Below are 20,817 nucleotides of genomic sequence, written 5' to 3'. Positions count from 1 at the left end.
TCGAGCGGGGTGAGGAAATGGCGACCAAGGACACCGGCGGCGGACAGCAGAAGGCGACGCGTTCCACCGAGGAGGTCGAGGAGACCACAGCGGAGGCGAGCTCCGACCTCAAGGAGCGCCAGGAGAAGCTGAGCGACGACGTGGACTCCGTGCTGGACGAGATCGACGACGTACTCGAGGAGAATGCCGAGGACTTCGTTCGAAGCTTCGTGCAAAAAGGTGGCCAGTAGCCTTTGAATCGAAGGCGAACGTCGCGAGGGTGGGGAGATGTCGCAGGCGGCCAAGCATTGTCGAGGTTGTGGGCGGGATCTCCCGCTGACCGAATTCGCGAGGGATCGCAATCGCGGAGACGGGTTGCAGCCGAGGTGTCGGGAATGCGTCGCTGCTTATAGCGCGGAGCGCTACAGGATCCGGCAAGCGGCCAAAGGCAAGGCCGTCCGAAGCAAGGTGGACGTGCCGGAAGGGCACAAGCTCTGCCGGCAGTGTGGTGAGGTCAAGCCGCACAGCGAGTGGCATCGCAACTCCACAGCTTCGGACGGCCTCTCCACCCGGTGCAAGGCGTGCCGCAAGGTTCAGGGACGGGCGGGCCACCTCAAGCGCCAGTACGGCATCACCGAGGCCGAGCGCGATGAGATGATCAAGGAGCAGTTCGGCATCTGTCCGATCTGTCTGAGGCCCGGGCCCGTGCATGTGGATCATTGTCACGAGACGGGTAGGGTCCGTGGCGTACTGTGCTTCAACTGCAATTCGGGCATCGGCAAGTTGGGAGACGATCCCGACACTCTTCGTCGGGCCATCTCATATCTGGAGGGACAGGCGTGGAAGCCAATTTTGATCGCACCGGGCGTCTACCAGCTGCCTTCCTGACGCCGGGCTCCTCGTCCTTCATGGACTTCCTGGCGAGCCACTCGCCGGACCTGCTCCCGGGCAACCGGAAGCTCCCCGAGGGGATCGTCGAGGCGCCGCACGGGACGACCATCGTCGCCGCGACCTTCCCCGGCGGGGTCGTGCTCGCCGGTGACCGGCGGGCGACGATGGGGAACATGATCGCGCAGCGGGACATCGAGAAGGTGTTCCCGGCCGACGAGTACTCCGCGGTCGGCATCGCCGGCACCGCCGGCCTCGCCGTGGAGATGGTGAAGCTGTTCCAGCTGGAGCTGGAGCACTTCGAGAAGGTGGAGGGCGCCACGCTCTCCCTGGAGGGCAAGGCGAACCGCCTGTCCACCATGATCCGCGGCAACCTGGGCATGGCCATGCAGGGCCTCGCCGTCGTCCCGCTCTTCGCGGGCTGGGACGAGAGCCGGGAGAAGGGCCGGATCTTCTCCTACGACGTCACGGGCGGCCGCTCCGAGGAGCACGGGTACGCCGCCACCGGCTCGGGCTCGATCTTCGCGCGCGGGTCGATGAAGAAGCTCTACCGGGAGGACCTGACCGAGCAGCAGGCCACCACGCTGGTCGTCCAGGCGCTGTACGACGCGGCGGACGACGACTCGGCGACCGGTGGGCCCGACCTGGCCCGCAGGATCTTCCCGATCGTCACCGTCATCACCGACGAGGGCTTCCGCAGGCTCACGGAGGCGGAGTCCTCCGAGCTGGCCCGGTCGGTCACGGAGCGGCGTCTGGAGCAGCCCGACGGGCCGCGCGCCGCTCTGCTCTGACCGTCACTCGTCGACTCTGTAGAAGCCCAGTAGAAAGGGACGGTAGCCGGTGTCCACGCCGTTCTATGTCTCACCTCAGCAGGCCATGGCCGACCGGGCGGAGTACGCCCGCAAGGGCATCGCCCGCGGTCGCAGCCTGGTCGTCCTCCAGTACGCCGACGGCATCGTCTTCGTGGGCGAGAACCCGTCCCGCGCGCTGCACAAGTTCAGCGAGATCTACGACCGGATCGGCTTCGCCGCCGCCGGCAAGTACAACGAGTACGAGAACCTGCGCATCGGTGGCGTGCGCTACGCCGACCTGCGGGGTTACACCTATGACCGTGACGACGTCACGGCCCGCGGTCTGGCCAATGTGTACGCCCAGACGCTGGGCACGATCTTCTCCAGCGCGGGGGAGAAGCCGTACGAGGTGGAGCTGGTCGTCGCGGAGGTCGGCACGGAGCCCGACGGTGACCAGATCTACCGGCTGCCGCACGACGGGTCGATCGTCGACGAGCACGGCTCGGTGGCGGTCGGTGGCAACGCGGAGCAGATCAGCTCTTTCCTGGACCAGCGGCACCGTGACGGGATGTCGCTCGCCGAGGCGCTGAAGCTTGCCGTGCAGGCGCTGTCCCGGGACACCAACGGCACGGAGCGGGAGATCCCCGCGGAGCGGCTGGAGGTGGCGGTTCTGGACCGGACGCGTCCGCAGCAGCGCAAGTTCAAGCGGATCGTCGGCCGGCAGCTGAAGCGTCTCCTTGAGGCGGAGGACGTGTCCATCGTGAAGACGGACGATCCGTCGGACGAGGTCCCGGAGGACTAGGGGCCACGCCGCAGGCGGAGGACGAGGGCCCCGGGGCCGTACATCTGTGTACGGTTCCGGGGCCCTCGCGCGTCGTAGTGCCGTCAGGCGGTCGGTGCAGGGCCCGAGGAGTCCCGTACGACCAGGTTGACGGGCAGGTCTCCGGCCTCCGGCTCGCGGCCGTCGAGGACGGCGAGGAGGGCTGCCATGCCGCGTTCGCCGATGCGTTCGGCGGGCAGGCCGACGGTGGTGAGTTCGGGTTCGAGGGCGGTGGCGAGGGCCAGGTCGTCGAAGCCGGTGACGGAGAGGTCCTCGGGTACGCGCAGGCCGAGTCGGCGGGCGGCCTTGCAGGCGCCGGCGGCGAGGATGTCGTCGTCGCAGACGACGGCGGTGGGCCGGGGCCCGGGGGCGGTGAGGGCGCGCTCGGTGGCCTCGCGGGCGCCCTGGACGTCGAGGGGGGCTCGTACGGTCGTCACGGTGGCTCCGTGCAGGGTTTCGGCGAGGGCTGCGGCGCGGACGTCGAAGGTCCAGGACGGGACGGCCGAGGCGAGGTGCAGGAAGCGCCGGTGGCCGAGGGCGAGCAGGTGCCTGGTGACCTGGCGCATGCCGTCGGCGATGTCGAGGTTGACGTGGGCGGCGGCGCCGCTGCCGGCGGGGTCGCTGTCCAGCATGACGAGGGGCAGGTCGGTGCCGCCGAAGGCCTGGAGGGCGTCGGTGGCCATGGAGGAGGCGATGACGCCGTCCAGGGCGGCCCGGGCGGAGGCGAAGGGGTCCTTGGCGGGGCCGATGCCGGCGGGGGAGGGGTAGAGGACCACGCCGAAGCCGTGCCGGGCGGCGACGGTGGCGGCGCCGTGGTAGACGCGGGCGAAGAACTCGTTGGTGAGCGCCGGGACGACCAGGAGTGCGGTGCGGGTGCGGCCGAGGCGCAGGTTGCGGGCGGCGAGGTTGGGGCGGTAGCCGAGCTGTGCGGCGGCTTCGCGGACGGCGCCGGCGGTGCGCTCGGAGACCCGGCCGCGCCATTTGTCGCCGAGGACGAGGGAGACGGTCGCCTGGGAGACCCCGGCCGCTGCGGCGACGTCCCGGCTGGTGGGGCGGTTCCCGCCGGGGGGTTCCGGGCTGTGCACGCGTACCTCCGCGGCGGCTGGCTGCTGGTCGGTGGTCACGCGCGGGTGGACCGGCGTGGTGTCGACATGGTACGTATGACGCCGTACGTTATACGTAAAACGTAGCGTGAATCCGAGACGCGGAACCTGAGGCGGATGCCCGGGGAGGGAGACGACATGGCCACCGAGGCCAAGGCGAGCGGCGGCTATCTGGACATCCTGCGCGCGCCGCATGCGGCGCGCCTGCTCGTCGGCACCCTCGTCGGCCGGCTCCCGAACGGCACCGGTCCCATCGCCATCACCGTCTTCACGCGCGCCGAGGGAGGCAGCTACAGCCTCGCGGGCGGCCTCATCGCCGTGTACGGCCTGGCGACCGCCGTCGGCCAGCCGCTGCTCGGCCGCGCCGTCGACCTCAAGGGGCAGCCCCGGGTCCAGCTGCCCGCCGCGGTCATATCCGCCCTCGGCATGGCCGCGCTCGCCGTCACCGGCATCGGCAACCTGTTCCTGGCCTATGCGGCCATGCTGGTGGCCGGGCTCTTCACGCCGCCCCTGGAGGGCGGCCTGCGGGCGCTGTGGCCGAGCGTCCTCGGCCGCGAGGACCGGGTCCACCGCGCGTACGCCATGGACGCCGTGGCCCAGGAGGTCATGTTCACCGTCGGGCCGCTGCTGCTGACCCTGCTCGTGGCGCTCTGGTCGCCCGCCGCCGCGCTCGTCGTCATCAACCTGCTCGGCGTCGTCGGCGCGCTGTCCGTGGTGCTGTCCAAGCCGTCCCGCGCCTGGCGCTCCGCGCCCCGCGAGGCCCACTGGCTGGGCGCGCTGCGCTCGCCCGGGCTGCTCGCCCTGCTGGGCTCGTTCTTCTTCGTCGGGCTCGCCCTGGGCTCCATCACCGTCGCCGCCGTGGCCTACGCGGACGACCGGGGCAACCAGGCCGTCTACGGCTGGCTGATGGCCGCGCTCGGGCTCGGTGCCCTGATCGGCGGCACGGTCTACGGGGCCCGGCAGTGGGCCGGTGCGCCCGAACGGCGGCTGCGGGTGCTCGTCCTGCTGCTCGCGCTCGGCTATCTGCCGCTGCTCCTCGTGCCCGGCCCGGCGGCCATGACCGCCCTCACCGCCCTGGCCGGTGTCTTCCTGGCGCCCGCGCTGGCGTGTGCCTTCATCGTGGTCGACCGGCACGCCCCGAGCGGCACGGTCACCGAGGCGTTCTCGTGGCTCGTGACCACCTTCGGCGTCGGCGCCGCCCTCGGCTCGGCCGTCTCCGGTCCGGCCGTCGAACTCGCCGGGACCCCCGCCGGTTTCGCCGTGGCCGGGATCGGCGGCTTCGTCGCCTTCCTCGTCCTCCTCGCCACCGGCCGGGTCCTCACGGCCGTCCCGGGGCCGCGACACGCCGTCAGCGGGGGTGCCGGGAGCGAGGGCGCGCGGGCCGGGCAGGCCGAAAAGAACGCGCACGCGCAGTAAATCGATCGGAACGGGGTCGTCGAACCCGGTTTCAGAAGAGGCCGTCAGGCGTAATGTTCTGACATGGACCGCCGCATTTTCGGGCTGGAGAACGAGTACGGCGTCACGTGCACGTTCAGGGGACAGCGCCGACTGTCTCCTGACGAAGTGGCGCGGTACCTCTTCCGCCGTGTCGTGTCATGGGGCCGCAGCAGCAATGTCTTCCTGCGGAACGGCGCCCGCCTGTACCTTGACGTGGGTTCGCATCCGGAATACGCAACTCCCGAATGCGACAACGTGGTCGAACTGGTCACGCACGACAAGGCCGGCGAGCGCATTCTCGAAGGACTCCTCGTCGACGCGGAACGCCGCCTGCACGAGGAGGGAATCGCGGGCGACGTCTATCTCTTCAAGAACAACACCGACTCCGCCGGAAACTCCTACGGCTGCCACGAGAACTATCTCGTCGCCCGCCACGGCGAGTTCTCCCGGCTCGCGGACATCCTCATTCCGTTCCTCGTCACCCGTCAGCTCATCTGCGGCGCCGGAAAGGTGCTGCAGACCCCGCGCGGTGCCGTCTACTGCGTCTCCCAGCGCGCCGAGCACATCTGGGAGGGCGTCAGCTCCGCCACCACCCGGTCGCGCCCCATCATCAACACCCGCGACGAGCCGCACGCGGACGCCGAGCGCTACCGCCGGCTCCACGTCATCGTCGGCGACTCCAACATGTCCGAGACGACCATGCTGCTGAAGGTCGGCGCCACCGACCTGGTGCTGCGCATGATCGAGGCGGGCACGGTGATGCGCGACCTGACCCTGGAGAACCCGATCCGGGCCATCCGCGAGGTCAGCCACGACATCACCGGCCAGCGCAAGGTCCGGCTGGCCAGCGGCCGCGAGGCCTCCGCCCTCGAGGTCCAGAGGGAGTACTTCGAGAAGGCGTCCGACTTCGTCGACCGCCGCGGCATCCGCAGCGGCACCGTCGCCCAGGTCCTGGAACTGTGGGGCCGCACCCTCGACGCCATCGAGGAGGAGCAGCTCGACCGCATCGAGACCGAGATCGACTGGGTCATGAAGTACAGGCTCATCGAGCGGTACCGGGCCAAGCACAACATGACCATGTCGCACCCGCGGGTCGCGCAGATAGACCTCGCGTACCACGACATCCACCGCCGCCGGGGGCTGTACTACCTGCTCCAGAAGAACGGGCAGGCGGCGCGGGTGTGCAACGACGTGAAGATCTTCGAGGGCAAGTCCGTGCCCCCGCAGACCACCCGGGCCCGGCTCCGTGGCGACTTCATCCGCCGCGCGCAGGAGCAGCGCCGGGACTTCACCGTCGACTGGGTCCACCTCAAGCTCAACGACCAGGCGCAGCGCACGGTGCTGTGCAAGGACCCCTTCCGGTCGGTCGACGACCGGGTGGAAAAGCTGATCGCCGGAATGTAGGACGCGTACGGCGATCCGTACCGTCGTTCGTACGGCTGCACTCCTCGGCCCCGCACGTTCCGCGTGCGGGGCCGACGGCATCACGGAGCGGTCCCCTAGAGTGTCCGGACAACTACTGTGCCGTCTGAGATCTGAGGAACCAGTGCGCCGACTTGCCGGCCTGCTCGTCGTCCCGCTGCTGCTGTTGACCACAGCGGCCTGCGGTGGCGACGACAAGGGCTCCGAATCCGGTTCGATGAAGAACGGGCTTCCCGCCATCACCGCGGGGGAGAAGTTCGGGGAGAAGCCGACCCTCGCGAAGGGTGTGGGCGACCCGCCCAAGGCCCTCAAGGTCAACGTCCTCAGCGAGGGCACGGGCGCGGTGACGAAGAAGGGCGACGCGCTCCAGGTGAACTACCTGGGGCAGGAGTGGGACGAGACCACCCCCTTCGACAACAGCTTCGACCGGAAGCAGCCCTTCGAGCTGACGCTCGGCGCCGGCCAGGTCATCAAGGGCTGGGACCAGGGCCTGGAGGGCCAGAAGGTCGGCAGCCGCGTCGAGATCGGCATTCCGCCGGAGCTCGGTTACGGGGCGCAGGGCCAGGGCGACATCAAGCCCAACGCCACCCTGGTGTTCGTGGTCGACATCCTGAAGGCCGTCACGATCCCGAAGTCGGCCGAGGGCACGGTCGTCGCCCAGGACAACAAGGACCTGCCGAAGGTCGGCACCAACACCGACGGCAAGCAGCCCTCGCTGACGGTCCCCAAGGTGAACCCGCCCACGAAGCTGGTCTCCAACTACGTCCTGGAGTCCAAGGGCGAGGTCGTGAAGGACACCGACACGGTCGTCGTGAACTACGTCGCCGCCCTGTGGAAGGACGGCAAGGTCTTCGACTCGACCTACACCATGGGCAAGCCGGCCAACTTCCCGCTGGGGCAGCTGACCCTGAAGGGTCTGAAGGACGGCATCGCCGGCAAGAAGGTCGGCAGCCGCATCCTGATCGTGGCGCCGCCGTCGGAGGCGTTCGGCGACCAGGAGAAGCAGGGCATCCCGAAGAACTCCACGCTGGTGTTCTCCGTCGACATCCTGGCGAAGATGTAAGACTGTCCCGGTCGCGCGGGCCACAGTCCGCGCGGTTCATCGTATGAGGAGCGCACTGCAGTGAGCATCGAGAAGCCCGAGATCGACTTCCCGGAGGGCCCCGCGCCCACCGACCTGGAGATCAAGGACATCTGGGAAGGCGACGGCGCCGTCGCCGAGGCCGGGGACGACGTCCTGGTCCACTACGTGGGTGTGTCCTTCGACTCCGGCGAGGAGTTCGACGCGTCCTGGAACCGTGGCTCCGCGCTGCCGTTCCGCCTGGGTGCCGGCCAGGTCATCCAGGGCTGGGACCTGGGCGTGCAGGGCATGAAGGTCGGTGGCCGCCGCAAGCTGGTCATCCCCGCGCACCTCGCCTACGGCGACCGTGGCGCCGGTGGCAAGATCAAGCCGGGCGAGACGCTGATCTTCGTCTGCGACCTCGTGGGCGTCACCAAGCACTGACCTGACGGATTCGTCCAGGTCCCGAGGACCCCCGCCCCTGTGGTGGGGGTCCTCGGGCGTTTGTCCCGGCTTTTGTCGGGGCCGCGCGGAGCGGTACGGTCGGACGTCTCAAGAAGTTTCGAGAAGCCGAGAAGTCGATCCGAGTAGCCGAGACGGCAGAAGAGGGTGCGGGGCGTCGATGGCGATTGCCAAGGCCGAGCGGCTGATGAATCTTGCGCTGTGCCTGCTCGGGACCCGCCGGCCACTGAGCAAGAGAGAGCTCCGCGGCTCCATCGAGGCGTACATGGAGGCGACGGGCGAGGACGCCTTCAACCGGATGTTCGAGCGCGACAAGGACGATCTGCGCGAGCTCGGTCTGGTCATCGAGACCGTAGAGAACCTGGACGGCGAGACCGGCTACCTGGCCCGCCGCGACTCCAACCGGCTGCCGCCCATCACCCTCGACGCAGAGGAGGCCGCGGCCCTGGGCCTGGCCGCCAAGGTCTGGCAGCAGGCCCGCCTGGCCGGGGCCGCCAGCGGCGCCCTGCAGAAGCTGCGCGCGGCCGGGATGCCGGAGGCGGAGGACTCGTACGACGACCGGCACAGCGCCCTCGAACCGCGCATCCCGGTCCACGAGGCCGCCTTCGAGCCGCTGATGCTGGCCTGCCGCGACCGCCGCCCGGTCGTCTTCGACTACCGCAAGGCCAACGCCGCCCGCCCCGAGACCCGGCAGGTGGAGCCGTGGGTCCTGGAGTGCTGGCGCGGCCACTGGTACCTGGCGGGCTGGGACCGGGACCGGGGCGCCGAGCGGGTCTTCCGGCTGTCCCGTATCACCGGCAAGGTGCGTTCCCGGGCCGGCGCCTTCACCGCGCCCGTGCCCGACGTCGTCACCGTCCGCGAGACCGTCGAGAGCTGGGCCGGCGAGACCGCCACCCGCTCCGCCCGGATCCGGCTGCGGGCCGGCTGCGGCTATCCGCTGCGCGCCCGCGCCCAGTCCGTGACCGAGGGCGCCGACGGCTGGGACGAGCTGGAGATCCCGTACGGGCACGGGCTGGACGCCTGGCTGGTGGAGTTCGGCCCGGACGTGGTCGTCCTGGACCCTGCCGACCTGCGGGCCGACGTGGTGGACCGGCTGCGCGCCGTGGCCAAGGGCTGAGGGAAGAGGAACGACCGTGGCCGTCAACGCCATCGACCAGACGAGGCGCATGCTCTCCCTCGTCACCTATCTCCGCGAGCGTCCCGGCGCGCACGTCGCCGACGTCGCGCGTGCCTTCGGGATCACCGAGGACGAGCTGATCTCGGACCTGGACGTGCTGCCGATGTGCGGCACCAGCTTCCGCGGCGGCGACCTGCTCGACATCGACACCGACGGCGACCGCATCTGGTGGCACAACCCGGACGACGTCGCCGAGCCGCTGCGGCTCGCCGCCGACGAGGCGACCGCGCTGCTCGTCGCGGCGCGCGCGGTGGCGACCCTGCCCGGGCTGCGCGAGGGCGACCGCGAGGCGCTGCTGCGCGCCACCGCCAAGCTGGAGGCGGCGGCCGGCGAGGCGGCCGGCGCCAGCTCGCGGCTCTCGGTGACCTTCGAGTCCGAGGGCGGGGTCTTCGCCGAGGTCGACCGGGCGATCTCGGAGCGCCGCCGGCTGTGGCTGCGCTACTACTCGCCCGCGCGCGACGAGCTCACCGAGCGCGAGGTGGATCCGATCCGGCTGTTCGCCGTCGGCCACACCTATATGGAGGCGTGGTGCCGGCTCTCCGAGGCGCGGCGCACCTTCCGGCTCGACCGGGTCGCGGAGATCCGGATCCTCGACGCGCCGGCCGCGCCGCCGGAGATCGAGCTGCGGGACCTGTCGGAGGGGCTGGTGCAGCCGTCCGCCGAGGACCCGGAGGTCGTGGTGGAGGTCGGGCCCGGCGGCCGCTGGGTCGCCGAGTACTACCCGCACGACGTGGCCGAGGAGCTGCCCGACGGCGGTCTGCGGATCACCCTGCGCACCCCGGCGCCGGCTTCGCTGCGGCGGCTCGCGCTGCGGCTCGGCAGCGACGGGCGGATCGTGGGCCCGGCCGAGCTCGCGGACAGCGCGCGGGAGGCGGCGACGGCGGCGCTCGCCGCGTACGGGGGCTGACCGGCTGCCGACAGCAGGAGGAACGGCAGGAGGGAGGGGAACGTGACGTTCCGGAGGCTCCGGACGCTGTTCCCAGTGAGACGCACCGGTGGCAGTGGGGAGAGTTGAGGGATATGTCCGTGATGTCCGGTCTTGTGGCGCCGATCGCCCCGGTTCTCTTCAAGGCCGCCTGCCCCGACTGCCGCGCCCGCTTCGAACTCTCCGCGGGTGCCCTGCGGCTCGCCATCGGCGCGAGCCGCCGCACCACCTTCTACTCCTTCACCTGCCCCGAGTGCGGCAGCGCCGTCCGCAAGCCCGCCGGTGAGCGGATCGTCGAACTCCTCACCGGCGGCGGCGTGAACACCCTGCGCCTGCACACCACCGGCTGACGGACCGCCCGGCGGCCGCCCACCCGCGCAACCCTTAGGCTCGACCCATGTTCTGGCCCATGCTCGCCATCGCCCTCGGCTTCCTCGGCATCGCCGTCCTCGGCGTCCTCGGCATCAAGGTCTTCCTGGAGGCCCAGCGCCTCGGCCGTCAAGTGGCCCGCACCACAGAACGCATCCACCAGGCCGCCGAGGACCTGGAGCGCGCCGCCGGTGACCTGGCGCGAACGGGCCAGACGCTGCGCTGACTTCGCTCCTCCTGTGGCGGGCGAGCGGAGCGGCGGGACGAAATCGCTCGTATGCACGTCCATTGCCGCCCGTTTACTCCTGCGGGTTACGATCGCTTGCAGCGCGGTGGACGGACGCCTGTCCGGCCGTCCGGGCACGTACGTTCCATGTCGCCTCGGTGAAGAAGGTAAACAGCTATGGGTAGGCTCGGCCCCACCGAGATCATTCTGATCCTCGTCGTCGTCATCCTGCTGTTCGGCGCGAAGAAGCTGCCGGAGATGGCCCGTTCGCTGGGCAAGTCCGCCCGCATCCTCAAGAGCGAGGCCAAGGCGATGAAGTCGGAGGACCAGCAGAGCGCCCCCGCCGACGCGCAGACCGCTGCCCACGACCAGGCCGCGCCCCGCACCATCAAGGCCGCTCCCGGCGACGTGACCAGCTCGCGTCCCGTGACCGAGCCCACCGACACCACCCAGCGCTGAGCCGGCCCGCCGCAGCCGCCGCACAGCGCGGCGGCTGCCGCACGAGATGAGGACGTGGGTTGCTCAAGTCTGCCCGCAAGCAGGAGAAGGACCCCGAGGGCCGCATGCCCCTCGTGGAACACCTGCGTGAACTTCGCAACCGCCTCGCGAAGGGCCTCCTGGCCATCGCCGCGGTCACCATCGTGGCCCTCGTGTACAGCGAGGACATCATGCAGTTCCTGACCCGGTCGGTGCCCAAGTGCCCGCCGGGTGTCAACAGCGACGGCGGCAACTGCGCGATCGTGTCCTTCAACACGCTGATGGCGCCGTTCAGCACGACGATCCAGCTCTCCCTCACGACGGGCCTCGTCGTGGCGAGCCCCGTCTGGCTCTACCAGCTCTGGGCCTTCGTCGCGCCCGGACTGCACAAGCACGAGAAGAAGTACACGTACCTCTTCACCGGCGCCGCGGTCCCGCTCTTCGCGGCCGGCGCCTACATCGCGTACCTCATCCTCCCCGTCAGCGTGAAGGTGCTGATCAGCCTCACGCCCGGCGGCTCCGCCAACATCCTGTCGCTCGGTGACGTCCTCGACTTCACCCTGCGGATGGTGCTGGTCTTCGGCCTCGCCTTCGAGCTGCCGCTCGTGCTCGTCATGCTGAACCTCACCGGCGTGCTCAGCGGCCGCCGCATGGCCCGCTGGTGGCGCGGCGTGATCATGGGCGTCTTCATCTTCGGCGCCGTGATCACCCCGACCACGGACCCGGTCGGCATGCTCGCCCTGGCCGGCCCGATCAGCATCCTCTACTTCGGTGCCGTCGGCATCGCGCTGCTCAACGACAAGCGGCGCGCGCGCAGGAACCCCGACGCCGAGCTCGACGACGACGAGGCCTCGGAGCTGGACCTCACGCCGGAGCCCGTCGGCCCGACCGAGACCGTGCCCGCCGCCCGGGCACTGCCCGGGCAGGCGACCGGTGAGCAGGACGCCGCGGGGTCGCAGCGGCTGAACGGCTACGACGACATCACCTGACCGTCACCTGGCCGGCGTCCTTGATCGTCATCACCTGACCGTCATCGCGTGACCGCGCGCAGTCCCCCCGGATTTCCGTCCGGGGGGACTGCCGTATGCCCGCAATCCAAGCCGCTCGATAAAGATCGCGTCACTGTCAGAGGTGGCGGGTAGGCTCGACAACAAGATGACAGAGGACCTCACACCAGCCGAAGCGTACGCAGCCGCCCGCGCCCGCAACCGCGAGCAGGCCACCGCGCTGGCCCCCTTCCGCGAGATGTACGACTTCGGCCTGGACCCCTTCCAGATCGAGGCGTGCCAGGCCCTCGAAGCGGGCAAGGGCGTGCTCGTCGCCGCTCCCACGGGCTCGGGCAAGACCATCGTCGGCGAGTTCGCCGTGCACCTCGCCCTGCTCCAGGGCCGCAAGTGCTTCTACACCACGCCCATCAAGGCGCTCTCCAACCAGAAGTACGCCGACCTCGTCAAGCGGTACGGCCACGACAAGGTCGGTCTGCTCACCGGAGACAACAGCGTCAACGGCGACGCCCCGGTCATCGTCATGACCACCGAGGTCCTCCGCAACATGCTGTACGCGGGGTCCCAGGCGCTCTCCGGCCTCGGTTACGTGGTCATGGACGAGGTCCACTACCTCTCGGACCGCTTCCGCGGCGCCGTCTGGGAGGAAGTGATCATCCACCTCCCCGAGTCCGTGACCCTGGTGTCGCTCTCCGCGACCGTGTCCAACGCCGAGGAGTTCGGCGACTGGCTGGACACCGTGCGCGGCGACACCGAGGTCATCGTCTCCGAGAGCCGCCCCGTGCCGCTGTGGCAGCACGTCCTGGCCGGCCGCCGGATGTACGACCTCTTCGAGGAGGAGACCGACCACGGCGGCCGCGGCGCCTCCCGCCGCGAGGTCAACCCCGACCTGCTGCGCCTCGCCCGCACCGAGAACTCGCGCACGTACAACCCGCGCGACCGGCGCCGCGGCAAGATGATCCGCGAGGCCGACCGCGAGCGCGAGCGGCGCCAGCGGTCCCGGATCTGGACGCCGGGGCGGCCCGAGGTCATCGAGCGGCTCGACGCCGAGGGACTCCTCCCCGCGATCACCTTCATCTTCAGCCGGGCCGGCTGCGAGTCCGCCGTCCAGCAGTGCCTCTACGCGGGCCTGCGGCTCAACGACGACGACGCGCGCCGCCGGGTCCGCGAGATCGTCGAGGAGCGCACCGCCGCCATCCCCGACGAGGACCTGCACGTCCTCGGCTACTACGAGTGGCTGGAGGGCCTGGAGCGCGGCATCGCCGCCCACCACGCGGGCATGCTCCCCACCTTCAAGGAGGTCGTCGAGGAGCTCTTCGTCCGCGGTCTCGTCAAGGCGGTCTTCGCCACCGAGACCCTGGCGCTCGGCATCAACATGCCGGCCCGGTCCGTGGTCCTGGAGAAGCTCGTCAAGTGGAACGGCGAGCAGCACGCCGACATCACTCCCGGCGAGTACACCCAGCTCACCGGCCGTGCGGGCCGCCGGGGCATCGACGTCGAGGGCCACGCCGTGGTGCTGTGGCAGCGCGCCATGGACCCCGCGCACCTTGCCGGACTCGCCGGCACCCGCACCTACCCGCTGCGCTCCAGCTTCAAGCCCTCGTACAACATGGCGGTCAACCTGGTCGACCAGTTCGGCCGGCACCGCTCGCGCGAGCTCCTGGAGACCTCCTTCGCCCAGTTCCAGGCCGACCGCTCGGTCGTCGGGATCTCCCGGCAGGTGCAGCGCAACGAGGAGGGCCTGACGGGCTACCGGGAGGGCATGACCTGCCACCTCGGCGACTTCGAGGAGTACGCGCGGCTCCGCCGCGAGCTCAAGGACCGCGAGACGGAGATCGCCCGGCAGGGCGCCGCCCAGCGGCGCGCGCAGGCCGCGGCCTCCCTGGAGCGGCTCAAGCCCGGCGACGTCATCCACGTGCCGACCGGCAAGTTCGCCGGTCTCGCCCTCGTCCTCGACCCGGGCGTCCCGGCCGGGCGGACCAACGGACACCGCGGCTTCGACCACTACGACGGGCCGCGCCCGCTCGTGCTCACCGCCGAGCGGCAGGTCAAGCGGCTCGCCTCGATCGACTTCCCGGTGCCGGTGGAGCCGCTCGAGCGGATGCGGATCCCGCGGTCCTTCAACCCGAAGTCCCCGCAGTCCCGCCGCGACCTCGCCTCCGCGCTGCGCAGCAAGGCCGGGCACATCAACCCGGAGCGGCACCGCAAGCAGCGTTCGGCCGCCGCCGACGACCGCGAGATCGCCCGGCTGCGCACCGAGATCCGCGCCCATCCCTGCCACGGCTGCGACGAGCGCGAGGACCACGCCCGCTGGGCCGAGCGCTACCACCGGCTGCAGCGGGACACCAAGCAGCTGGAGCGGCGCATCGAGGGCCGGACGAACACCATCGCCCGCACCTTCGACCGGATCGTCGCGCTCCTCACCGAGCTCGACTACCTGCGCGACGACGACGTCACCGACAACGGCAAGCGGCTCGCCCGGCTCTACGGCGAGCTCGACCTGCTGGCGAGCGAGTGCCTTCGCGAGGGTGTCTGGGAGGGGCTCAACCCGGCCGAGCTGGCCGCCTGTGTCTCCGCGCTCGTCTACGAGGCCCGGCAGTCCGACGACGCCGTGGCGCCGAAGCTGCCGACCGGCAGGTCCAAGGCGGCGCTCGGCGAGATGGTGCGGATCTGGGGCCGGCTCGACGCGCTGGAGGAGGAGTTCAGGCTCCACCAGGCCGAGGGAGTCGGACAGCGCGAGCCCGACCTGGGCTTCGCCTGGGCCGCCTACCAGTGGGCCTCCGACAAGGGCCTCGACGAGGTGCTGCGCGAGGCCGAGATGCCGGCCGGCGACTTCGTCCGCTGGTGCAAGCAGGTCATCGACGTGCTCGGGCAGATCGCGGCGGCCGCGCCGAGGGCGAACAGCACCGTCGCGAAGAACGCGCGCAAGGCGGTGGACGCGCTGCTGAGGGGTGTGGTGGCGTACAGCTCGGTGGGCTGACGGAGCGTCGCCAGAAGGGGCTTTTCCACAGGGGGTTTTCCACAGGTCTGGCGGAGTGTCAGTTCCTTCCGGTTCCATGGTCGTGAGACAGGCCAGGCGACTCCTGCGGAAGGAAGAGAACGTGACCACGCAAGCCGGTCCGTCCGCTGTCGGTGCGGCACAGCCGACGGCGGACGGACGGAAGACCGTGCCGGGGCCGCGCGGTGTCCCGGTGCTCGGGAACCTGCCGGAGTTCGGCAAGGACCCGCTCGCCTTCTTCGAACGGCTGCGTGAGCGGGGGGACTTCGTCCGCTGGCGGTTCGGACCCGGCCCCGCGCTGTTCATCGCCCATCCCGAGACCATCGGGGAACTCCTCACCGAGGTCGAGCGGACCTTCGACCAGCCCGACCTCGGCATCGCCGTCCGTACGCTCCTCGGCGACGGGGTCGTGGTCGCCAAGGGCGCGGACTGGCGGCGCAAGCGCTCCCTGGTGCAGCCCTCGGTGCGGCCCCGGCAGGTGAAGGCGTACGCGGCGACCATGGCCGAATGCGCGGTCGACGCGGCCGGGCGGTGGGCCGACGGGCAGCGCATCGACGTCAAGCGGGAGATGACCGCGCTCACCCAGCTCATCGCCGTCCGCACCATCTTCGGCGTCGACACGGCGGCCGACGCCGAGTCCATCGGCCGCGCCATGGACGTGGCGCAGCAGGAGATAGGCGCCGAGTTCAGCGGCATCGGCGCGATCCTGCCGGACTGGGTGCCCACGCCCGGGCGGGCCCGCATCAGGCGGGCCGTCGCCGTCATCGACGCCGAGGTGGCCCGGGTCGTAACCCGCCACCGGGACGGCGACACCGACCGCCCCGACCTGCTCAGCCGGCTCCTCGACGCGCGGGACGAGACCGGCGCGCACCTCTCCGACCGCGAGATCCGCGACGAGACCGTCACGCTCTACATCGGCGGCCACGAGACCACCAGCTCCACCCTCGTCTGGGCCTGGTACCTGCTCTCGCGCAACCCGCGCGTCGCCGAGGCGCTCGGCAGCGAGCTCGACCGGGTGCTCGGCGACCGCGACCCCGGCTTCGACGACTACGCCGAACTCGCCTACACCCAGGCCGTGGTGAAGGAGACCCTGCGCCTCTACCCCGCGATCTGGCTCCTCACCGGCACAGCCAAGGAGGGCGCCACCCTCGGCGGTGCCCCCGTCCGCCCCGGCACCCGCGTCTGGTCCAGCCAGTGGGCCACCCACCGCGACCCGCGCTGGTACCGCGACCCGCTGGAGTTCCGCCCCGAGCGGTGGCTGTCGCCGAAGGACGGCGGGACGGAGGGCGAGACCGAGGAGATACCGGAGTACGCCTGGTACCCCTTCGGCGGTGGCCCCCGCGTCTGCCTCGGCACCCGCTTCGCCATGGTGGAGGCGGTCCTGATCCTGGCCGTCGTCGCCCGCCGCTTCCGTCTGGACCTCGACGCGGACGAGATCCGTCCGGTGCCGGGACTGACGCTCCAGCCGGACCGGGAGGTCCTCGCGACCGTGCGGGCGCGGTAGACGGGCCGCTCAGACCAGGCGCCGCGCGACCTCGGCCAGGTCCGCGGCGCGGAGCACCCGGTCGGTGAAGCCCGGCAGCGGCACGTGCAGGGGTTCGGTCCAGCGGGCGGGCACGGCATCCGGGCCGTGGACCGCGCCGGCGAGCATGCCGGTGACGGCGGCGACGGTGTCGGTGTCACCGCCCAGGTCGATCGCGGCGGCGACAGCGGTCTCGTACGAGTCGGTGGTGCGCAGCGCCCAGAGGGCGGAGCCGAGGCAGGGCCAGACGGCGCCGTTGAACTCGGTGGCGTCCTCGGGGCGCCAGTCGGGGGCCAGGACGGCGGCCCAGCGGTCCCGGTGGGCGTCCGCGACCTCGGCGAGGGCGTCGGGCACGGCCGCGAGCGGGTCCTCGCCGAGGAGGGCGACGCGGATCAGCTCGTGGAGCACCGCGGTGCCCTCCCAGGCGGCGCGGTCCCCATGGGTGAGGGCGGCGATCCGCCGGCCCGCCTCCATCGTGGCGGCGCGGCCGGCGGCGGCGAAGTGCACGGCGGGGGTGGCGGCCCGCATCAGCGAACCGTTGCCCGCGCCGCGCCCGTTGACCTGGAAGTGCAGGGCGGCGGCGCTGTCCCAGGGGTCGCAGCCGAGGAGCACCGCCTCGGTCTGCAGCCCGATGTCCTTGGGCTCGGCCTGCGCCCAGCGGCGGAAGCGGCCGAAGAGGTCCGGCAGGTCGAGCCCGCCCCGTTCGAGGAGGGAGTCCGCGACGAGCACGGCCATCTGTGTGTCGTCCGTGGCCTCACCGGGATCCCAGCCGCCGCCCCCGCACATCTCGCCGACGCCGTCCGGGAACCGCTCCCGGAACACCCCCGGGAGCCCGAACTCGAAGGGTGCCCCGAGCGCGTCGCCGACGGCGGAGCCCAGCACCGCTCCGACGGCCCGGTCCTCGTATCGCATGAGGGGAGGCTACAGCCGGGCCGGCTGGGCGGTGCGGGCTCGGCGCAGGGCGCGGAGGGGGAGGAAGAGGAGGAGGGCGAAAGGGGACAGGAGGATGGTCAGGACGAGGAGGGGGCCGGTGAGGAAGGGGGAGAGGGCGAGGCGGCGGGACTCGCGGTAGATCCACTGGCCGAGGAGCAGGTCCCAGGCGATGACCTGGGCCCACAGGGCGGCCGCGCCGTTCGGGAGGGCGGTGAGGGTCTGGAAGGTGGGCAGGTCGGGGCGGGTGACCGCGGTCCAGAGCTCGGGGAGGACCGGGGCGGCGAGGAGGAGGTAGACGGCGAGGACCGGCAGGACGGTGAGCGGGGAGGCGGCGACGCGGTCGGTGACGCGCCGGCCGGGGGCCAGGATCATCAGGAGCCAGAACGGCGCCGCGAGGAGGAAGGTCAGGTCGAAGAGGAGAGCGGGGTCGGTCATGCGACGAGCTCCAGGCTGCGCGGGGTGCGCAGCGCCAGGGCCGCGCTCGTGAGGGTGAGGGCGGCGACGACGGCGGCCGCGGTGAGGGTGGGTGCGTCGGGGGAGAGGAGCGGCTGGCCGCGCAGGGCCTGCCAGGTGACGAGGGCGAAGGTCGCGGCGTACGAGCCGGCGGCGACCAGGACGAGGCGCAGCCGGACGCGGTCGTCGGCGAGGCGGGCGTAGCGCGGGGCGAGTGCGGCGAGCACGAGCAGGACCAGCGGGACGAGTTGCAGCGCGTGCATGCCGAAGAAGTGGGCGATGCGCAGGTCGCCGCCGGTGGTGGACCAGCCGGTCAGCGGCAGGCCGGGGCCGCCGTCGGGCACGCCGACGCTGTGCGCGCCGAGGACCGGCGGGTGGGGCTGGGCGAGCTGTTCGGGCGTGGGCCGCACCATCAGGAAGCCGACGGCCGCGCCCGCCAGGGCGATGAGCGAGGAGAGCCGCACGGCCCAGGCGGTGGCGCGGTCCAGGAAGCGGGCGCGCAGCAGCAGGACGGCGATGAGGAGTGCGGCCAGCCACAGCACGACGACGGTGAGGCCCATGACCTGGAAGACGGCCGTGTCGAAGGGCGTCGCGTTGTTGAAGTGGCTGCGCGTGCCGCGGATCACCTGGCCGGTGATCAGCACCATCTCGACGACGCTGGCGACGGCGAGCACGGTCCCGGCCCACCAGCCGACCCGCCTGGCCCGGGCGCCGGGCAGCAGGGAGAGCATCCAGGCGAGCGAGAGCCCGTACGCGATGAACGAGAGCGAGAACTTCAGCGGCTTGGCCCAGATCGGGGCGCCGACCAGGACGCGGTCGTCGAGGACGAGTCCGGCCGCGGAGACGAGGGCGAGGCCGGCCATGGAGGCGACGAACCAGACCAGGGGCCGGTGGAGCGTGCGGAGTTGTGGTGCCGAGAGCTGCGGTGCCGAGGACATGGATCCCCCCGTGGGATGCGAATGCGTCTGCGGAATGGATAGTGGCACTTTCTGCTATCCGATAGCGTCACTATCTATGATGGAGAGGTCGGTCGGCAAGACCGGAGTCCGGCCGGAAAGGTGAACACGCGGTGCGCATCGGAGAGTTGAGTCGTAGGACCGGGGTGTCCGTGCCCACGATCAAGTACTACGTACGGGAAGGGCTGTTGCCCGCCGGGCAGTTGACCAGCCCCAACCAGGCCTCGTACGAGGAGACGCACGTCCGGCGGCTCCGGCTGATCCGCGCCCTGCTCGATGTCGGCGGGCTCACCGTGGCGGGCGTCCGCGCGGTCGTCGCCGCCGTCGACGACGAGGAGCGACCCCTGCACAACATCATGGGCGAGGCGGCGGAACGGCTCGCGCCGCGCTACGACAGCACGCGGGAGAAGGACGCGGCGGGCGACGAGCCCGCCGAGGAGCCGCCGCCGTCCCTGGTCGCCGCCCGGGCGAAGGTCGCCGAGCTGATCGCCCGACGCGGCTGGCACACCGAACCCGAGGCCCCGCAGTCCGAGGCCCTCGCGTTCGCCCTCGCCGCCCTGGAGGACGCCGGGCACGGCGGCTTCGCCGAACTCGTCGACGACTACGCCGACGCCGCCGAGCGCGTGGCGCACGCGGACCTCGACTGGGTCGCCCACAACGTCGTCCGGGAGGAGCTCGTCGAGAGCGTGGTCATCGGTACGGTCATGGGCGACGCGGTGTTCTCCGCGATCCGGCGGATGGCCCATGTCGACGCCTCGGACCGGCTGTTCGGCACCGAGCGCTGACCGGGGAAGGCGCACGGAAAACCCCAGGGGGCGGAGGCCGCCGGCCTCCGCCCCCTGGGGCTCGCACTCCGCGTGTCAGCTCTCCTGCTCGCGCTCCACCTGCTCGTTCCACTCGCGCTTGATCGCGCGCCAGGCCTCGTCCGTCTTGCCGAGCCGCCAGTAGCCCGAGATCGACAGCCGCTCGCGCGGCACCTCACGGTCGATCCGCAGATGCCGGCGCAGCTCCTTCACGAAACCGGCCTCACCGTGCACGAAGACGTGCACGTCCCCGGCAGGGAAATCGAGCCCGCGCACCGCGTCGATGAGCGCCTCGCCCACCGGACGCGCACCCCGGTGCAGCCAGGTGACCTCCACGCCCGCCGCGGTCGTGAACTTCTGCTCCTCCGACGCGTCCGCGACCTCCAGGAAGGCGTGCACCACCGCACCCTCCGGCAGCCGCTCCAGGGCGGTCGCGATCGCCGGCAGGGCGCTCTCGTCACCGGCCAGCAGATGCCAGTCGGCGGCCGTGTCCGGGGCGTAGCCGCCGCCGGGGCCGAGGAAGCGGATCGTGTCGCCCGCCTGCGCCCGCGCCGCCCACGGACCGGCCAGGCCCTCGTCGCCGTGGACCACGAAGTCCACGGTCAGCTCGCGCTGCGCCGCGTCCCAGGCCCGTACCGTGTACGTCCGGGTCGTCGGCCACTGCTCGCGCGGGAACTCGGCGCGGATCCGCTCCATGTCGAACGGCGCCGGATACTCCACGCCCTCCGGCGCGAACAGCAGCTTCACGTAGTGGTCGGTGTAGTCGCCGGTCTCGAAGGTGTCGAGTCCCGGGCCGCCGAGCACCAGGCGCACCATGTGCGGGGTGATCCGCTCGGTACGGATCACCTGGGCCTCGTAGGCCCGCGGGGCCTTGCGGGCGGGCTGTGCGGCGGGCTGTTCTGCCACGGCGGTCTCCCCCGTATTCGATTGCATGCTTAGGTTTGCCTAAGCTAGCACCTGGGGCGAACCGGCGGCAGGCCGCTCCGGACCGGCGGCAGGCCGCTCCGGACCT

22 protein-coding genes are annotated in these 20,817 nt (G+C 71.4%); 17 read left to right on the top strand and 5 right to left on the bottom strand.

The window, feature by feature from the left end:
- The first annotated feature begins 17 nt into the window (after positions 1 to 17).
- The 4 genes from ACIRSU_RS27030 to prcA all read left to right on the top strand — a co-directional run bounded on the left by ACIRSU_RS27030 (position 18) and on the right by prcA (position 2,460).
- Complete coding sequence (locus tag ACIRSU_RS27030; RefSeq protein ID WP_175439096.1) at positions 18 to 230, top strand: ubiquitin-like protein Pup; 213 nt, start codon at positions 18 to 20, stop codon at positions 228 to 230.
- Positions 231 to 453: 223 nt separating this feature from the next.
- Positions 454 to 867 carry an endonuclease VII domain-containing protein gene (locus tag ACIRSU_RS27025; RefSeq protein WP_403797096.1) on the top strand — a complete coding sequence of 138 codons (414 nt, stop codon included), beginning with the start codon at positions 454 to 456 and terminating at the stop codon, positions 865 to 867.
- Complete coding sequence (prcB, locus tag ACIRSU_RS27020) at positions 819 to 1,658, top strand: proteasome subunit beta (RefSeq protein WP_403797095.1); 840 nt, start codon at positions 819 to 821, stop codon at positions 1,656 to 1,658. Before ACIRSU_RS27025 ends, prcB begins: the two co-directional genes overlap by 49 nt.
- A 49-nt stretch (positions 1,659 to 1,707) precedes the next feature.
- Positions 1,708 to 2,460, top strand: coding sequence for a proteasome subunit alpha (gene prcA, locus ACIRSU_RS27015; RefSeq protein WP_403797093.1), 753 nt, complete (start codon positions 1,708 to 1,710; stop codon positions 2,458 to 2,460).
- An 83-nt stretch (positions 2,461 to 2,543) separates the two neighbouring features.
- Here the strand turns inward: prcA and ACIRSU_RS27010 are convergent, their stop codons facing one another.
- Entirely contained in the window at positions 2,544 to 3,563 is a 1,020-nt protein-coding gene (locus tag ACIRSU_RS27010) for a LacI family DNA-binding transcriptional regulator (RefSeq protein WP_403797091.1), read from the bottom strand.
- A gap of 156 nt (positions 3,564 to 3,719) precedes the next feature.
- Between ACIRSU_RS27010 and ACIRSU_RS27005 the strand changes: the two genes are divergently transcribed.
- The 12 genes from ACIRSU_RS27005 to ACIRSU_RS26950 all read left to right on the top strand — a co-directional run bounded on the left by ACIRSU_RS27005 (position 3,720) and on the right by ACIRSU_RS26950 (position 16,642).
- The gene (locus ACIRSU_RS27005) at positions 3,720 to 4,997 is read left to right on the top strand and encodes an MFS transporter (RefSeq protein WP_403797088.1); all 1,278 of its coding nucleotides are present in this window, start codon (positions 3,720 to 3,722) and stop codon (positions 4,995 to 4,997) included.
- 63 nt (positions 4,998 to 5,060) lie between these two features.
- On the top strand, positions 5,061 to 6,422 hold the full coding sequence (gene pafA / locus ACIRSU_RS27000; protein WP_403797085.1) for a Pup--protein ligase: 1,362 nt from the start codon (positions 5,061 to 5,063) through the stop codon (positions 6,420 to 6,422).
- 142 nt (positions 6,423 to 6,564) lie between these two features.
- Positions 6,565 to 7,503 carry an FKBP-type peptidyl-prolyl cis-trans isomerase gene (locus ACIRSU_RS26995; RefSeq protein WP_403797082.1) on the top strand — a complete coding sequence of 313 codons (939 nt, stop codon included), beginning with the start codon at positions 6,565 to 6,567 and terminating at the stop codon, positions 7,501 to 7,503.
- 60 nt (positions 7,504 to 7,563) lie between these two features.
- Positions 7,564 to 7,944: an FKBP-type peptidyl-prolyl cis-trans isomerase gene (locus ACIRSU_RS26990; RefSeq protein ID WP_403797080.1), complete on the top strand. Its 381-nt coding sequence runs from the start codon at positions 7,564 to 7,566 to the stop codon at positions 7,942 to 7,944.
- 178 nt (positions 7,945 to 8,122) lie between these two features.
- Positions 8,123 to 9,079 carry a helix-turn-helix transcriptional regulator gene (locus tag ACIRSU_RS26985; RefSeq protein WP_403797078.1) on the top strand — a complete coding sequence of 319 codons (957 nt, stop codon included), beginning with the start codon at positions 8,123 to 8,125 and terminating at the stop codon, positions 9,077 to 9,079.
- Positions 9,080 to 9,095: 16 nt separating this feature from the next.
- Positions 9,096 to 10,046, top strand: a complete 951-nt coding sequence (locus ACIRSU_RS26980; protein ID WP_403797075.1) for a helix-turn-helix transcriptional regulator — start codon at positions 9,096 to 9,098, stop codon at positions 10,044 to 10,046.
- A gap of 122 nt (positions 10,047 to 10,168) precedes the next feature.
- Positions 10,169 to 10,414, top strand: coding sequence for a hypothetical protein (locus tag ACIRSU_RS26975; protein ID WP_403797072.1), 246 nt, complete (start codon positions 10,169 to 10,171; stop codon positions 10,412 to 10,414).
- 47 nt (positions 10,415 to 10,461) lie between these two features.
- Positions 10,462 to 10,659: a hypothetical protein gene (locus ACIRSU_RS26970; RefSeq protein WP_403797069.1), complete on the top strand. Its 198-nt coding sequence runs from the start codon at positions 10,462 to 10,464 to the stop codon at positions 10,657 to 10,659.
- Positions 10,660 to 10,836: 177 nt separating this feature from the next.
- Positions 10,837 to 11,118 carry a Sec-independent protein translocase subunit TatA gene (gene tatA / locus ACIRSU_RS26965; RefSeq protein WP_403797066.1) on the top strand — a complete coding sequence of 94 codons (282 nt, stop codon included), beginning with the start codon at positions 10,837 to 10,839 and terminating at the stop codon, positions 11,116 to 11,118.
- Between the two features lie 104 nt (positions 11,119 to 11,222).
- Positions 11,223 to 12,125, top strand: coding sequence for a twin-arginine translocase subunit TatC (gene tatC / locus ACIRSU_RS26960; RefSeq protein WP_403797515.1), 903 nt, complete (start codon positions 11,223 to 11,225; stop codon positions 12,123 to 12,125).
- A 166-nt stretch (positions 12,126 to 12,291) separates the two neighbouring features.
- Entirely contained in the window at positions 12,292 to 15,120 is a 2,829-nt protein-coding gene (locus ACIRSU_RS26955; RefSeq protein ID WP_403797064.1) for a DEAD/DEAH box helicase, read from the top strand.
- A 121-nt stretch (positions 15,121 to 15,241) separates the two neighbouring features.
- Positions 15,242 to 16,642, top strand: a complete 1,401-nt coding sequence (locus tag ACIRSU_RS26950; RefSeq protein WP_403797061.1) for a cytochrome P450 — start codon at positions 15,242 to 15,244, stop codon at positions 16,640 to 16,642.
- Between the two features lie 9 nt (positions 16,643 to 16,651).
- On the opposite strand, the gene ACIRSU_RS26945 is transcribed toward ACIRSU_RS26950, so the two are convergent.
- From ACIRSU_RS26945 to ACIRSU_RS26935, 3 genes are read right to left on the bottom strand one after another with little or no spacing between them, the layout of a single operon-like run.
- A complete protein-coding gene (locus tag ACIRSU_RS26945) occupies positions 16,652 to 17,572 on the bottom strand; it encodes an ADP-ribosylglycohydrolase family protein (protein WP_403797058.1) in 921 nt (306 codons plus the stop codon).
- 9 nt (positions 17,573 to 17,581) lie between these two features.
- Positions 17,582 to 18,028, bottom strand: a complete 447-nt coding sequence (locus ACIRSU_RS26940) for an ABA4-like family protein (RefSeq protein WP_403797056.1) — start codon at positions 18,026 to 18,028, stop codon at positions 17,582 to 17,584.
- Positions 18,025 to 18,909 (bottom strand): hypothetical protein, encoded by an 885-nt coding sequence (locus ACIRSU_RS26935; RefSeq protein ID WP_403797512.1) that lies wholly within the window; start codon positions 18,907 to 18,909, stop codon positions 18,025 to 18,027. The genes ACIRSU_RS26940 and ACIRSU_RS26935 overlap by 4 nt, the downstream gene beginning before the upstream one ends.
- 206 nt (positions 18,910 to 19,115) lie before the next feature.
- Between ACIRSU_RS26935 and ACIRSU_RS26930 the strand changes: the two genes are divergently transcribed.
- Entirely contained in the window at positions 19,116 to 19,787 is a 672-nt protein-coding gene (locus tag ACIRSU_RS26930; protein WP_403797054.1) for a MerR family transcriptional regulator, read from the top strand.
- Positions 19,788 to 19,862: 75 nt separating this feature from the next.
- Here ACIRSU_RS26930 and ACIRSU_RS26925 read toward each other — a convergent pair whose 3' ends face one another.
- Positions 19,863 to 20,738: a siderophore-interacting protein gene (locus ACIRSU_RS26925; RefSeq protein ID WP_403797051.1), complete on the bottom strand. Its 876-nt coding sequence runs from the start codon at positions 20,736 to 20,738 to the stop codon at positions 19,863 to 19,865.
- Positions 20,739 to 20,817 lie beyond the last annotated feature (79 nt).

The organism is Streptomyces sp. NPDC101160 (genome assembly GCF_044768205.1).
Classification (GTDB): Bacteria; Actinomycetota; Actinomycetes; order Streptomycetales; family Streptomycetaceae; genus Streptomyces.
This window is presented reverse-complemented; position numbering and strand designations above follow the sequence as displayed.

Excerpts from the sequence above, each read along its gene's own strand:
- ACIRSU_RS27030 (WP_175439096.1), top strand. The coding sequence starts at position 18 with ATGGCGACCAAGGACACCGGCGGCGGACAGCAGAAGGCGACGCGTTCC.
- ACIRSU_RS27005 (WP_403797088.1), top strand. The coding sequence starts at position 3,720 with ATGGCCACCGAGGCCAAGGCGAGCGGCGGCTATCTGGACATCCTGCGC.
- pafA (WP_403797085.1), top strand. The coding sequence starts at position 5,061 with ATGGACCGCCGCATTTTCGGGCTGGAGAACGAGTACGGCGTCACGTGC.
- ACIRSU_RS26985 (WP_403797078.1), top strand. The coding sequence starts at position 8,123 with ATGGCGATTGCCAAGGCCGAGCGGCTGATGAATCTTGCGCTGTGCCTG.
- ACIRSU_RS26975 (WP_403797072.1), top strand. The coding sequence starts at position 10,169 with ATGTCCGGTCTTGTGGCGCCGATCGCCCCGGTTCTCTTCAAGGCCGCC.
- ACIRSU_RS26970 (WP_403797069.1), top strand. The coding sequence starts at position 10,462 with ATGTTCTGGCCCATGCTCGCCATCGCCCTCGGCTTCCTCGGCATCGCC.
- tatA (WP_403797066.1), top strand. The coding sequence starts at position 10,837 with ATGGGTAGGCTCGGCCCCACCGAGATCATTCTGATCCTCGTCGTCGTC.
- tatC (WP_403797515.1), top strand. The coding sequence starts at position 11,223 with ATGCCCCTCGTGGAACACCTGCGTGAACTTCGCAACCGCCTCGCGAAG.
- ACIRSU_RS26955 (WP_403797064.1), top strand. The coding sequence starts at position 12,292 with ATGACAGAGGACCTCACACCAGCCGAAGCGTACGCAGCCGCCCGCGCC.
- ACIRSU_RS26945 (WP_403797058.1), bottom strand. The coding sequence starts at position 17,572 with ATGCGATACGAGGACCGGGCCGTCGGAGCGGTGCTGGGCTCCGCCGTC.
- ACIRSU_RS26940 (WP_403797056.1), bottom strand. The coding sequence starts at position 18,028 with ATGACCGACCCCGCTCTCCTCTTCGACCTGACCTTCCTCCTCGCGGCG.
- ACIRSU_RS26935 (WP_403797512.1), bottom strand. The coding sequence starts at position 18,909 with ATGGCCGGCCTCGCCCTCGTCTCCGCGGCCGGACTCGTCCTCGACGAC.
- ACIRSU_RS26925 (WP_403797051.1), bottom strand. The coding sequence starts at position 20,738 with ATGCAATCGAATACGGGGGAGACCGCCGTGGCAGAACAGCCCGCCGCA.